The sequence below is a fragment of the Peribacillus sp. FSL E2-0218 genome, from assembly GCF_037992945.1.
Classification (GTDB): domain Bacteria; phylum Bacillota; class Bacilli; order Bacillales; family DSM-1321; genus Peribacillus; species Peribacillus simplex_B.
The window spans coordinates 4,102,494-4,116,354 of record NZ_CP150304.1 but is presented as its reverse complement, the minus strand read 5'-3'; the positions used below and the strand labels follow the sequence as shown (position 1 = coordinate 4,116,354).

Here is a 13,861-nt window from a genome sequence, read left to right as displayed (position 1 = left end):
CATGACTAAATCCACAGAAACCATCGATGTGAACGAGGAAAAAGATTCAGTACAATCAGCTGTAACAAGGAAGGTGCTAAATTCCAATAATGGGAAAATCCATTATGGAAATAGCGAAGAAGTTAATAGGTTGGGGTTTCATGATTTTAATGAGTATAGGAAAAAGCTGAATCGAAAGCAAAGCATGGATGGTTTTGATCCTCAGTACTTGGACATAGTGGATTTCATCATGAAAATCACTCACCAAATTTGGGAAGAACGAGGCATTGGTGTCATTTATAAAACGTACCATAATAATGTCACCATGCACTGTGGGTCTTTAAATCTTCAAGGAATGAATGCAGTCATCTCCAATACCTTGCAAACCTTACATGCGTTTCCAGACAGGAGATTAATAGGAGGAAACGTTGTTTGGTCTGGTAACGATAAAGAGGGCTTTTATTCCTCCCATCGAATTAATTCGACTGCAACGAATTTAGGGGACTCGCTATTTGGACCATCGACTGGGAAAAGGGTGAACTTCAGGACCACTGTCGATTGTGCCGTGCACTCGAATCGGATTTATGAGGAATGGGTAGTGAGGGATAATCTTCATATTGTTCAACAGCTAGGCCTGGACCCTCATGAAATGGCAAAAATCCTGGCAAGAAATACTGCAAATTCCTTTCAGCAAAGCTATGGCTTAAGCGAGACGATGAATGGTCAATTGATGCCTGCTGTGTTCGAACCGAAATCCGCTCAATTCGAAATCGGTGAGTTCATTCAGGATATGTACAATAAGATTTGGGAGTGGCGTTTGTTTAATCAATTACCTGACTATTACGCGGATCACGCGGTGGTACATTATATTTGCGATAAAGACCTTATTGGCTACGATCAGATTCAAGGGATGCTCGTAAGCCTGTTTGCATCATTCCCGAACGCTAAGTTTTTAATGGACCGTGTGACCTGCAACCCGGGAGATGATCATGATGCTTGGGATGTATCTGTAAGATGGCGTCTCCAGGGACTTCATGAAGGAATCGGCTGCTTCGGGCAACCGAGCTGGAAACCGGTTGATATTCTAGGTATCACTCAGCTGCGCGTGATTGGCGGCAAAATAGTCGAAGAGTGGATGACCTTTGATGGATTGGATGTCCTCAAACAGATTTACATGAACACAGATGATATGGAAGAATCACCGCAAAAAGAACTGTAAACTTCCGAGAGTGTATCGGGCACTTTCGAAATGGGTGATTTTATCATGGAACAGCGATCTTTCAACCAAGTAAGAGCTTTTATAGAGATAACGCTACCGGTCATTTTATTGACGATAAAACGCTCGAATCCAGTGAATGTTGGCCTATTTTTTTGCTTCGTATCCTGCCGCCCGATTTTGAAAGGGTGACCTGTACCCAAAGCGGTTCCGTTAATGAAGGTTAAAGGAAGAGCATTCTTTGGTCAACCAAGCTATGAACCTATTGAAAACTAGCGATTAAACTTGTAGAAGAATGGATCATTTTTGATGAGATGGATATTTTGAATCAAATTCATGCCAATCAAGAAACAGGGGCCAAACAAATGTAAGGGGATGTGTGAAAAATTGACAAAAGTAGATGATAGTAAAGTGATGGAAAAGAAAGAATCACTAGATAGTAACAACACACCTAATAATATAGTTCTTCATGACAAGGTTTTTTACGGAGATAATGCAGAAGTGAATCGTTTAGGCTATGCAGATTATAACGAATATTCGAAGAAAACGATACGGAAACAAAGCATGAGAGGTTTCGATAAAACCTATGTAGACATTGTGGATTATATTGTGAAATGCACCCACCGCATTTGGGAAGAAAATGGCTTTGGCTTGATCTATTCCCACTACCATAATGAATCGATTTTACATGCGGGATCACTTAATCATTATGGCATCAATCATGTCCTGTCAAGTTCCATTCAAATGCAGCATTCTTTTCCAGATCGCAAGGTAGTCGGGGAACAAGTCATATGGTCTGGGAATGATCAGGATTCCTTTTATACATCTCACCGCAGTATGTCAATGGGGACAAATTTAGGGGCGACGAGCTTTGGACCAGCGACAGGTAAAAGGGCAACATTTAGAGTGATTGCAGATTGTGTTGTTCATTCTAACAGAATTGTGGAAGAATGGCTTGTAAGGGATTATCTTCATATCGTTAAACAATTGGGATATAATCCGGTCGAGATTGCTAAAAAACTGGCACGCACCTCTCAAAAACAGTCTAGTTTCGGAAGACCTGAAGCAATGGAAGGTCAATTCATGCCAGAAGTATACACTAACAAGCACGAATGTTTCGATATTGGCGATTTTGTTTTAGAAATGTACAATAAAATTTGGGAACTGCGATTATTTAATCATGTAAAGGATTTTTACGTAGATCATGCAGTGGTCCATTACATTTGTGATCAAGATATCGTCGGCCACAATAAAATCCAAGGATTGCTTGTTAGTTTATTTGCATCGTTCCCAACGGCCAAAGTAATCTTGGAAAGAGTTACGTGCAATCAAGGTGAAGGCAATAAAGAGTGGGATGTGGCTGTAAGATGGAGATTGCAAGGCATTCATGAGGGAATTGGCACTTTTGGTTTGCCGAGTGGAAAGCCTATCGAAATTCTTGGAATCACCCATCTGAAGGTTCGCAATGAAAAAATCGTTGAAGAATGGATCGTATTTGATGGAATAGATGTATTAAGGCAAACCTTTTTAGATACAGAGGATGAACCCATTTAATTGCTGCATGTCCCCGATTTTTCTTATTTGATGCGGTATTCAGACGCCATATATATTCCTGCGAAAAGGAGCCTTCTTTTTACTTTTAGGGGGAGAGTAATGGAGGTTTCTCCTTTTGATTTTTTTTATTTACATTAGTTAGAAAATTATTTATATTCGATAATATCCAATATTTTGAATGCGTATTCAAATGTAACATTTTCCTAATGTTGCAAAGTGGGCAAAAAAAAGATAGACGAAGCAGCTTAAAGCGTTTACAAGGTCTAGATATCTTGCGTTGAATGTAAGGAAGCTATAACTCTATTAAAAAGGATGGTTATCCACTATGGCAGAAAAAAATTCAGGTTCAATCGAAATGGCGGTAAAAGAGGAAAAAGCAGGTTCAATCAATGTGGCTCCAAAAGAAGGAAAGGCAGCAAGGAAAACGAGTCAACCAATTAAGAGATCGCCCAACTACATCTTCTATGCGGATGCTGATGAAGTGAATATGCTGGATACGAAGGATGACTCCGATTACATAAATATTGAAGAAATGTATCAAAAGAAACAGCGGATGAACGGTTTTGACCCGGAATACAACAACATCGTCGATTATATCGTAAAAATCACGCGTCAAATCTGGAAGGAAAAAGACATCGGCCTGATTTACGATACGTATAGCACAAGTGTCTCCGTTCATAAAGGGCTGATCAATAGTCACGGCGTTAACGAAGTCATATCAGGCACGCTGCAAACCTTGCATGCGTTTCCCGATCGGAAAGGACTGGGATGGAGTGTAATCTGGTCAGGAAATGATGAAGAAGGATTTTTCACCTCCCACCGGGGACGTTCGGTTGCGACGAATCTTGGAGATAGCTTATACGGCTCGGCCACCGGAAAGAAAGTGATGTTCAGAACAAGCGCCGATTGTTTGATCTTGAATAATAAAATTCACGAAGAGTGGCTTGTGATGGATACCTATCATCTTGTTTTACAGCTTGGCCTGGATCCTGTCGAGGTGGCTAAAAAAATGGCCAAAAGCACGCTGAAGCTCGCTCCATCGATTCAATTCGGCTTTAATGAGACAGCGGAAATGGGGCTCCCGCCAAAGGTCTTCACGCCATCATCTGATGAATTCGAGATCGGGGAGTTCATGCAGCTTGTATTCAACCGCATCTGGGCACGGCGCTCCTTTAACTTCGTTCGTCAATATTATGAGGAAAATGCCGTCGTTCATTATGTCTGCAATAAGGATGTCATTGGAGCGAGTGAAATTCAAGGAATGTTCATGAGTTTGTTCGCCTCCGTTCCGAACGGGAAAGTGATCGTGGAACGGGTGACGTGCAATAAACGCGGCTCGGAAAGTGACTGGGATGTAGCGGTGCGCTGGAGAATCCAAGGGATGCACGAAGGAACAGGATACTTTGGAGCGCCTAGCGGAAAAGCCATCGATATTGCTGGAATCAGCCATTATAAAATCCGCAATGAAAAAATCCTCGAGGAATGGTTATTGTTTGATGGGATGGAAGTATTGCGCCAAATCCATTTACCGAATGAACAAGATTCCGAACAACATGCTGAAGCGACAGTGGAAGATGGGAACTTTACCGGCGTATCATGATTGATCGGTTTTTAGCGGCTGTGCTGCAGCAGGTAATGACACGAATAGGAGGAAAATGAGATGGAATATATGAAGAAAACGGAAGCGTTGGAGCAGACCTCTTCAAATGATGTAGAACAAACGGTAAAGTCCATTATTGAGCATGTAAAAGCGGGCGGAGATGCGGCCGTACAGGAATACGAAAGGAAATTCGGCCAATCCGATCGTCCGGTCCGGGTAAGTGAAGAGGAGCTGGATCGCTGCATGAGGACGCTGCCAGATGAGGTGAAAGCCCTCATCGATCGGGTCGTGGATAGGGTCAGTGAATTTGCCAAGGCGCAGCTGAGCTGTCTGACACCATTCGAAAAGGATTTTGGAGAAGGAATCAAAATGGGGCATCGAATCGTCCCGATCGAAAAGGTAGGTGCTTACGTACCAGGGGGGAGATTCCCTTTATTGTCATCAGGGCCCATGGTCGTTGCCCCGGCAAAGGTGGCCGGGGCAAAAAGAATCGTTGCCTGTAGCCCGGCCAATTATGAAGGCGGCATCCATCCAGCTGTTTTATATGGATTGATTCGATCCGGTGCGACAGACATTTTCGCCATCGGCGGTGCCCAGGCGATTGCAGCGATGGCGTATGGAACGGAATCCATTCCCGAAGTGGATATCATCGCAGGGCCAGGAAACCGCTTCGTGGCAGAAGCAAAGCGCCAAGTATTCGGGAAGGTCGGCATTGACCTTATTGCAGGACCGAGCGAGGTCATGGTATTTGCCGATGATTCCGCATCACCGACGAAAATCGCGGCTGATCTGCTTGCCCAGGCAGAACACGATCCTTACGCACGGGCCATTCTCGTTACGACTTCCCGGGCGGTTGGCAAGGAAACGGAAACCGAAGTCGCACGGATTTTGAAATCCTTTTCACCATCATCGCCCGCTCATGAGTCATGGGAAAAAAGAGGCGAAATCATTTTGGCGGAATCGCTGCAGGAAGGCCTCGATATTTGCAATGACTATGCCATAGAGCATTTGCATCTGCATATTGAAAAAAGCCGTGATTTGATGGATAGGTTATATAATTATGGATCGTTGTTCCTCGACGAAGGCAGCTCCGTCGTCTTTTCGGACAAGGTTTCCGGCACGAACCATACCCTGCCCACTCAAAAGGCAGCAAGGTATACGGGCGGATTATGGGCAGGAAGCTATGTGAAGGTGATGACCCATCAGGAAATTACAGGCCAAGGCATTCAATTCCTGGCCTCCCATGCAGAAGACCAATCCCATATTGAAGGATTGGAAGGCCATAAACTATCGGCCACGGTCAGGATGTCGTGAAATGAATGATATAAGGCAAGCTCCATAAAGCTTCAAGCCCCCCTTTAAGGTGGATGGGGGGCTAGGGCATCATGAGAGAAAAGAGCGCCTTTCCGAACGTAGGGAAGGCAAGGGAGGGGAATGAAAGGGTGGAATATATGAACCGAACCAATAAAATGAACAATCGAAAAGAGACCATTTTATTCTTTATCATTAGCTTACTGTTCTTTGTCACCATTTCGGCATTTGATCCATTTATCTCCTCTTACGCTAAAGATCTCGGGTTCGATTCCGTCGTTATCGGCAGCATAATCGGAATATCGGGGATTGTCGCCTTATTGACCAGACTTCCAATAGGGATACTTTCAGATATGTTCCATAAACGAAGATTGTTCATCCAATTGGGGTTGTTGGTCACGATCGTCCTGTGGACGTTAGCCTTTTTCATCCCAAATGCAACAACCTTGTATCTCGGGAAGATTTCGGACGGACTGACAGGTTCGACCTGGGTGATTTATAACGTCATGTTCGCTTCCTATTATGGCGTGAAGGAAGCTGCGAAGGCTGTCGCCATATTGAGCGTCGCATCGCCGATTGGCTCAATCCTGGGAACGACGACCGGTGCGCTGGTGGCCAACAGTTATGGCTATCGTTATAGTTTTTTGGTCGCTGTTGCCGCAGCGATCCTTGCGTTGATATTAACCTGCTTCACGAAGGATATAAGTATTAAAATGAAGGTCAAATACGATAAGAAAATACTCATCGAGCAAGTTACCGATAAAAAAATCTGGATCATTTCCGCCTTGGCAACGGTTGCCTTGATGGTGACCATTGCAACAAGGGATACGTTCACACCTCTAGTAGCAACGGACCTGGGCGCAAATCCCTTGATGATCGGCATGCTGGCCAACACGCATCTGATCATATATGGGGTAGCGGCAGCATTATGCGGAGGCTTTTTTTACAAAAAGATCGGGTTGGTGAAAACGGCGTTCATAGGTGCAGTGTTGCAAGGTGTGATCGTGATCGCGATTCCCTATGCCCAAAGCCTGTCAATGCTGTTCCTCCTGCAAGCATTTCAAGGCTTTGGATACGGTTTGATCTTTACGGTCGTCACCTCCTGGGCCGTCGAAAACATACCGGAGATCAAGCAATCCACGAGACTGGGCTTGTTCCAAAGCCTCTATTCCGGGGGGATGTTTTTGGGCCCTGTTCTTATCGGGATCCTGATCGAAATGTTTTCAAGGACGACCGGCTTCCTCATCATTGGCATCTTGTCGATCGTGTCCACGATTCTGATTAGAGGAACGGTCAAACCTGCCAAAGGGCAATCTTCCGATCAAATCTATCCTATTATAGGAGATGATGACGAAAAGAAAATGAGTGTACGCTGAAATGATAACGCATACATGAAAGATGAAAAGGTGAACCCTGGAGGGGTTTGCCTTTTTTATTTTTGAGCCGGTTCCCATGAAGCACATCAATGTCATGAGCAATTAAATGCATGAAGGCTTTCTTAATGACCATAATGTTTTTTATTCACAAAATCGTACTTATGTTGACGGTATCAGTCCATGACTTTATCATAACAACAAGATAATGATAATCATTTTCATTTAAAACTTCATTGCTAAAACAGAAAGGGTGCAAAAAATGCGGGAATCGAAGAAAGCAAGAACAGTAGGGGGAGGAATATTCATCCTGTTATTCACGGTCATGATGATATTGTCAGGATGCAATACCTCTCAAAAAACGACAGAAGCAGAGAAAACAGCAAAGAATCAAGACATTAAAACGGTCAAGCACGAAATGGGAGAAACGGAAATCAAGCATACTCCGAAAAAAATCGTTACCCTTGAATTATCTTTCGTTGATTCTTTAAATGCTCTGGGATTGGAACCTATTGGAATATCAGATGATAACAAAAAAGAGATGATTACAAAACTAGTAGGGAAAGAAATAGATTATACCTCTGTAGGAACGCGTGAACAGCCTAATTTAGAGGTCATCAGTTCTTTACAGCCGGATTTGATCATTGCAGATGCCGAGCGTCATAAAGGAATTTATAAAGATTTGCAACAGATTGCCCCTACGATCATCTTGAAAAGTCGGGAATCGACGTATCAAGAAAACCTGGATTCTTTTAAAACGATTGCAAAGGCAGTCAATCAGGAAGAGGCTGCAGAAAAACGTTTAACCGAACATGAAAAAACGATCAAGGACCTTAAGGAAAAGCTTACTGTCGATACAAACATGACGGTTCTGCCAGCCGTTGTGCGGGATACTTCCTTCCAGGCTCATACATCATCTTCCTATGATGGAGAATTGCTTGAACGGATGGGATTGAAAAATGCCATTCAGCAGGAACAGCCGCATGCTGAGATGAATCTGGAGCAGCTTGTCGAGATTGATCCAGATATCCTGCTGTTGGCGAACAATGAGGGCAAGCTGCTGACTGATGAGTGGAAGGACAATCCTCTATGGAAAAACCTGAAGGCTGTAAAAAACGGTCATATTTACAGCGTTGATCGTGATTTATGGACAAGATACCGCGGGGTTGTATCCGCAGAGGCCATTGCCAAAGACACTTTAAAAATGCTTGATGAAAAATAAAGGAATAAAAGAGGAGTAAGAGAACTGATTCTTACTTCTCTTTCCAGTCGTTTTAAATTTTGTTAGGAAGTGTGTTGTGTTGTAAATGGAAATTTTAGGTAAAAATAAAATGAAAGTATACGGTACAGCTGTAACTGGAGTGGTTTTGTTAATGTTAGGAGTCTTGTCCAGCATTACGGTGGGTGCAGCCGATATAGATGTATCAATGGTGATGAAATCCTTTTTTGCGATGGATTCGTCCAAGGAACAAACGATCATCAGGACCATTCGCTTGCCGCGCGCCTTGGTCGGCGCCTTAGTCGGTGCAAATTTAGCGGTTGCGGGTGCCCTCATGCAGGCTATCACCCGGAATTCACTAGCCTCGCCGCAAGTTTTTGGGGTGAATGCCGGAGCCTCATTTTTTATTGTGTCCGCCTTTGTCTTCTTTCCTACGCTCTCTTCCGTCTCTCTTGTTTGTCTTGCATTTGCTGGGGCAGCAGTGGCGGGGCTGTTGGTCTATTCTTTTGCTTCGGGAGGGGGAATGACACAAGTAAAACTGGCATTGGCCGGGATGGCTGTTCACTTTTTTTTATCTTCTTTAACGCAAGGAATGATCATCTTTAATGAGCAAGCGAAAGACGTGCTCTATTGGCTAGTGGGATCGATCAATGGAAAAACATGGACGCATGTCAATTTGATTCTCCCTTGGTCCCTTTCTGGGTTATTGATTGCTGCCGTGTTCTCCCGATCGGTTTCCATCCTTGTCTTAGGAGAAAATATGGCCCAAGGACTTGGTCAGAAGGTTCAACGAATCCGGATTCTAGCAGGAATCTTGGTGATCATTTTGGCCGGTTCTTCGGTGGCCGTCGCAGGTCCAGTCGGCTTCGTTGGACTGATCGTTCCTCATATCGCCAGAAAGCTGGTGGGTGGGGATTATCGAAGAATCATTCCCTTTTCGGCCTTATTCGGCGCTGTATTGTTAGTATATGCAGATGTTCTCGCCCGTTTTATCGCCTATCCGTTCGAGTCGCCGGTAGGCATCGTAACAGCCATCATCGGTGCGCCGTTCTTCCTTTATTTAGCGAGAAGAGGGAGGAATATTAAGCAATGAAACCAAAACGGAAAGTGAAATCAAGGTTGCGTCCAAATTCCATTCTCCTGATGCTGACCATGATTACGTTGGTCCTATCGATGGTGAGCCTGGGGTTAGGGGCCATATATATATCACCTTTAGATATCATCCAACACTTGCTTGGAGAAGGGATGCAAAGCCAGGCATTCATTCTGCACAACTATCGTATACCGCGCATTTTAATTGCTGTGATAGTGGGAGCCGGATTGGCAACGGCTGGAGCCATCTTGCAGGGAGTCCTGCGGAATCCATTGGCTTCTCCCGATGTGATCGGGGTAACGAAAGGGGCCGGATTGGCGGCTGTTATCGTAATCGTTTTATTTCCGCAATCACCCCTCATCATCCTGCCTCTTTCGGCTTTCATAGGAGCGGCGATCATGGCGGCCATTTTGATGACATTCGTTTATAAAAAAGGAGCTCAACCGAATACGATCGCTCTGGTGGGAATTGCTTTAGGGGCCATTTGTCAAGCGGGCATAGAGTATTTCATGGTCAAATTCCCGGATGATGTCAATACGACACTGCTGTGGTTGACGGGCAGTTTATGGGGAAGAGGATGGGATCAAGTCTTCATATTGCTGCCATGCCTTATTCTTGTCCCGGTATTGATTGCCTTAACTTCTAAAATGGATGTGCTGAGTCTTGGCGACGATATAGCTACAGGTCTCGGTGAAAGATCAAAATCCCTGCGCTATATATTGCTTAGTGTTTCGGTCATTTTAATTGGAGTATGTGTAGCTGCAGTTGGTTCCATCGGGTTCATTGGTTTGATTGCCCCCCATATTGCCCGAAGACTAGTAGGATCAAAATTCAAGGTATTGCTTCCTGCATCAGCTCTCTTTGGTTCAATCTTTCTGCTCGTCGCCGATAGCCTAGGGAGGGGATTATTCCCGCCAGTAGAAATACCCGCCGGAATTATCACAGCGGTGATTGGCGTGCCGTATTTTTTATATTTATTACGTCGTGAACGAAAATAACATAAGGAAGGCTGGCGGTTATGACAACATTATCAGCAGAGCATCTTTCTCTCTCTTATGGAACGAATCGAATCATTGAGGATATCGATTTAGACATCCCGGAAGGTAAAATAAGCATAATCATTGGATCCAATGGATGCGGCAAGTCCACCATCCTGCGGTCCCTTGCTCGATTATTGATGCCTCAGGAAGGGACGATCTATTTAGATGGAAAAGCGATCGCCCTTCAATCCTCTAAGGAAGTGGCAAGGAAATTGGCCATTCTGCCTCAAGCTCCCGAGGCTCCTGAGGATATAACCGTTAAGGAACTGTGCCATTATGGCAGGCATCCTCATAAGGGGTTATTTTCCAGGAAGACCCTGGAGGATGAGGCCATTGTGGACCGGGCGTTATCCGCCACTAAAATGACGGAATTCGCTGATCGGACTTTGGATGCCTTGTCTGGAGGGCAAAGGCAAAGAGCGTGGATTTCAATGGCCTTGGTACAAGAAACGGACCTTTTACTATTGGATGAGCCGACAACGTATCTCGATCTAGCACACCAAATCGAAGTATTGGAATTACTGCGCGATCTAAACCAAACCTATGGACGTACGATTGTCATGGTGTTGCACGATTTAAATCAAGCAGCACAATATGCCGATCATCTGATTAGCATCGTGAAGGGGAAAATCTATAAAGAGGGACCGCCTGGAACGGTGTTTACGAAAGAAATGATTAAGGACGTCTTTAGACTGGAATGCTGTATTATCGAAAATCCTGTAGATCAAACACCATTATGCATTCCAATTGGTTTATCACAAAATCTATAAAACGTGTTGCACAATCAGGGGGATATCCATCTCCCTGATCTTTTTTCATCATGATAAAATAGATGGAACTTGATAGTGAAGGAGACTTACGATATTGGAAGCCAGATGCGCAAAATTCTATGAGTTCGGGAATCCGCAAAACGTGATAAAAGTGGAACATACATCTATACAAAAACCTTTAAGTGGGGAAGTCCTCGTTCGGATGACCACCCGTCCGATTAACCCGTCTGACCTGCTGCCCATCAGAGGCGCCTATTCCCATCGAATTCCCTTGCCAGCGATCCCAGGTTACGAAGGCGTCGGCATTGTGGAAGAGGTGGGTCCTTTTGGTTCGAAAGACCTCATTGGCAAACGTGTTTTGCCTTTGCGCGGCGAAGGAACGTGGCAGGAATATGTAAGAACCTCTGCCGAACTTGCCATCGTCATTCCCGATTCGATCGAGGATCATGTTGCGGCACAATTATATATCAATCCGTTGACGGCCTGGTTGATTTGCACAGAATCGTTGGCGCTGAAGCCGGATGATGTATTGGTCGTGAATGCCTGCGGATCTGCGATTGGCCGTATCTTCACCCAGCTATCGAAGATCCTTGGCTTCAAGCTGATTGCCGTAACGAGAAACGATACCTACACCGCTGAACTGCTCAAACTCGGTGCCGATCTTGTAATCGACACGTCCAGGACAGCATTGACCGATGCCGTGATGGAATGGACGAGTGGGCGAGGAGCGAATGCGGCCATCGATTCTGTGGGCGGCAATGCTGGCTCTGAGCTGGCTTTTTGTGTTCAGCCTACTGGCATTCTGCTGACGATCGGTCTGCTATCAGGTCAATCCGTCAATTGGGCGAAAATTTCTAAAGCGACAAAAGTTCATGTTCAGATGTTTCACCTAAGGCATTGGAACCAGCGGGCGTCCGTTCAAACCTGGCACGAAACGTTTGACCGCTTGCTCGGCTTCATTGCCGATCATAGCTTGAAACTCATGCTGCCTCATTCCCACTATGACCTTCGGGATGTGCAGGAAGCCATTACTGTCGCCGAAACTTCCTCCAGCAATAGAGGAAAGGTGTTTTTAAGCAGCTGATTAAATGGAATTAGCTTCCTAAGGTAAAAGGTAATCGCCCCTGATAATATGGAATTACTTGAATACCGGTAAGAGGCTAGGGTAGAATGCGGAATAGACACATGTTGAGCAATGATACGACTTTGGAGGAGATACGAATGAAAACGATATATATGAATGCTACTTTTTTTACCATGGATAAGGAAAATCAAATCTTTGAAAATGGCATGATGGTTGTGCAGGATCAAACCATCTCCTCTATCGGTCCGCATTCAAAAGAGCAATTGAAGGATGCAGATCAAGTGATCGACCTTGGCGGGAAATGGGTGATGCCAGGTCTTGTAAATGCCCATTCACATATCGTGATGACGCTATTGCGCGGAATCGGGGATGATATGCTGCTCAAGCCATGGCTTGAAACGAAAATCTGGCCGATCGAGGCCCAGTTCACAACCGAAATTGCCTCAGTAAGCACACAGCTTGGCATCTTGGAAATGATGAAATCGGGCACGACGACCTTTTCGGATATGTTCAATCCAAATGGAATAGATGCAGGGGCTGTCATGGAAACGATAAGCGAAACAGGCATGCGCGGAGCCTTCTCCTACACGATTTTCAGCTTGGGTACCGAAGAAGACCAAAAAGCGAACCTCACCGGGGCTGAACAGTTCTCGAAAGCGTATAAGAATTTTGCCGATGGCCGCCTGACCACCATGGTCGCACCGCATAGCCCGTATGCCTGTACACCTGAAGCCATTTCCGAGAGTGCCCGGATCGCTAAGGAAAATGACTTGATGGTGCACATTCACGTATCGGAAACGGACTTTGAAATCCTCGACATCGAAAAGCGGTACGGATCCCGTCCTGTCGAACACCTTCGCCGTCTAGGACTGTTCGACCAGCCGACCGTGATGGCCCATGGTGTCGTTCTCAATGATGAAGAACGGTCGATATTAAAACAGCATGACGTCCGTGTTGCCCACAATCCAATCAGTAACCTAAAGCTCGGATCGGGGATTGCCGATGTTGTCAGCCTCTTGGATGCAGGCATTAAAGTGGGCGTGGCAACAGATGGCGTAGCTTCCAATAACAACTTCGATATGTTCGAGGAAATGAGGACGGCAGCCTTGCTGCAAAAAGGCATCTACAAGGACGCCACTAAATTCCCAGCCCAAACCGCACTGGCCATGGCCACCAGAATGGGCGCCGAAGCAATCGGCATGAGTCACACCGGATCACTCGAAGCAGGTAAAAAAGCGGACTTCATCACGATTTACCCTCACGACAAAGAACATCTGCAGCCGCTAAGCGAAGCTTACTCACACTTGCTCTATGCCGCACGCGGAAACGACGTATGCGATGTATACATCGATGGCAAAATGGTCGTCAAAGACCGCGTCTCCCTCACCATCGACGAAGAAAAAGTCATTGCCGAAGCCAATCGCCTGCAAGGAACCCTTTCACGATAAATAACAATGAAAAGAAGCTGCACGTACAGCTTCTTTTTTTTATGGATGGAATGATGCAAAGGCGGATCGGCCGAATTAATCGAGGTGTAGGACGAAATATTCGTATGTAGGCCGGAAAAAACGGGGGTTTGGTCGGTAAATTCGAATGTGGGACGAATTAAATGGGGTTTGGGA

General features: G+C 45.2%; 11 protein-coding genes. All 11 read left to right on the top strand.

All coding sequences use genetic code 11. The features are described from left to right. The first annotated feature begins 1 nt into the window (after position 1). The 11 genes from MHI53_RS19730 (at position 2) to MHI53_RS19680 (ending at position 13,687) form a co-directional block, all read left to right on the top strand. Positions 2-1,198, top strand: a complete 1,197-nt coding sequence (locus tag MHI53_RS19730) for an ester cyclase (RefSeq protein ID WP_340372041.1) — start codon at positions 2-4, stop codon at positions 1,196-1,198. 384 nt (positions 1,199-1,582) lie between these two features. Continuing rightward, positions 1,583-2,749 (top strand): ester cyclase, encoded by a 1,167-nt coding sequence (locus MHI53_RS19725; RefSeq protein ID WP_340372040.1) that lies wholly within the window; start codon positions 1,583-1,585, stop codon positions 2,747-2,749. A gap of 325 nt (positions 2,750-3,074) precedes the next feature. Next, positions 3,075-4,349: an ester cyclase gene (locus tag MHI53_RS19720; RefSeq protein WP_340372039.1), complete on the top strand. Its 1,275-nt coding sequence runs from the start codon at positions 3,075-3,077 to the stop codon at positions 4,347-4,349. A 60-nt stretch (positions 4,350-4,409) separates the two neighbouring features. Continuing rightward, positions 4,410-5,663 carry a histidinol dehydrogenase gene (hisD, locus tag MHI53_RS19715; RefSeq protein WP_340372038.1) on the top strand — a complete coding sequence of 418 codons (1,254 nt, stop codon included), beginning with the start codon at positions 4,410-4,412 and terminating at the stop codon, positions 5,661-5,663. A gap of 71 nt (positions 5,664-5,734) precedes the next feature. Beyond that, complete coding sequence (locus MHI53_RS19710) at positions 5,735-7,036, top strand: MFS transporter (RefSeq protein ID WP_340372037.1); 1,302 nt, start codon at positions 5,735-5,737, stop codon at positions 7,034-7,036. 259 nt (positions 7,037-7,295) lie between these two features. Next, entirely contained in the window at positions 7,296-8,255 is a 960-nt protein-coding gene (locus MHI53_RS19705; RefSeq protein WP_340372036.1) for a Fe(3+) dicitrate ABC transporter substrate-binding protein, read from the top strand. A gap of 109 nt (positions 8,256-8,364) precedes the next feature. After that, positions 8,365-9,345, top strand: coding sequence for an iron ABC transporter permease (locus MHI53_RS19700; protein WP_340372035.1), 981 nt, complete (start codon positions 8,365-8,367; stop codon positions 9,343-9,345). Further along, positions 9,342-10,343, top strand: a complete 1,002-nt coding sequence (locus tag MHI53_RS19695) for an iron ABC transporter permease (protein WP_340372034.1) — start codon at positions 9,342-9,344, stop codon at positions 10,341-10,343. Before MHI53_RS19700 ends, MHI53_RS19695 begins: the two co-directional genes overlap by 4 nt. Before the next feature lie 20 nt (positions 10,344-10,363). Then, positions 10,364-11,155 carry an ABC transporter ATP-binding protein gene (locus tag MHI53_RS19690; RefSeq protein WP_061140820.1) on the top strand — a complete coding sequence of 264 codons (792 nt, stop codon included), beginning with the start codon at positions 10,364-10,366 and terminating at the stop codon, positions 11,153-11,155. Positions 11,156-11,249: 94 nt separating this feature from the next. Further along, positions 11,250-12,239 carry a zinc-dependent alcohol dehydrogenase family protein gene (locus tag MHI53_RS19685; RefSeq protein WP_061140819.1) on the top strand — a complete coding sequence of 330 codons (990 nt, stop codon included), beginning with the start codon at positions 11,250-11,252 and terminating at the stop codon, positions 12,237-12,239. Between the two features lie 137 nt (positions 12,240-12,376). After that, positions 12,377-13,687, top strand: a complete 1,311-nt coding sequence (locus MHI53_RS19680; protein WP_340372033.1) for an amidohydrolase family protein — start codon at positions 12,377-12,379, stop codon at positions 13,685-13,687. Positions 13,688-13,861 lie beyond the last annotated feature (174 nt).

Bases quoted from the DNA above. Each gene is read 5' to 3' on its own strand.
- MHI53_RS19730 (WP_340372041.1), top strand. From the start codon at position 2: ATGACTAAATCCACAGAAACCATCGATGTGAACGAGGAAAAAGATTCA.
- MHI53_RS19720 (WP_340372039.1), top strand. From the start codon at position 3,075: ATGGCAGAAAAAAATTCAGGTTCAATCGAAATGGCGGTAAAAGAGGAA.
- hisD (WP_340372038.1), top strand. From the start codon at position 4,410: ATGGAATATATGAAGAAAACGGAAGCGTTGGAGCAGACCTCTTCAAAT.
- MHI53_RS19710 (WP_340372037.1), top strand. From the start codon at position 5,735: ATGAGAGAAAAGAGCGCCTTTCCGAACGTAGGGAAGGCAAGGGAGGGG.
- MHI53_RS19705 (WP_340372036.1), top strand. From the start codon at position 7,296: ATGCGGGAATCGAAGAAAGCAAGAACAGTAGGGGGAGGAATATTCATC.
- MHI53_RS19700 (WP_340372035.1), top strand. From the start codon at position 8,365: ATGAAAGTATACGGTACAGCTGTAACTGGAGTGGTTTTGTTAATGTTA.
- MHI53_RS19695 (WP_340372034.1), top strand. From the start codon at position 9,342: ATGAAACCAAAACGGAAAGTGAAATCAAGGTTGCGTCCAAATTCCATT.
- MHI53_RS19690 (WP_061140820.1), top strand. From the start codon at position 10,364: ATGACAACATTATCAGCAGAGCATCTTTCTCTCTCTTATGGAACGAAT.
- MHI53_RS19680 (WP_340372033.1), top strand. From the start codon at position 12,377: ATGAAAACGATATATATGAATGCTACTTTTTTTACCATGGATAAGGAA.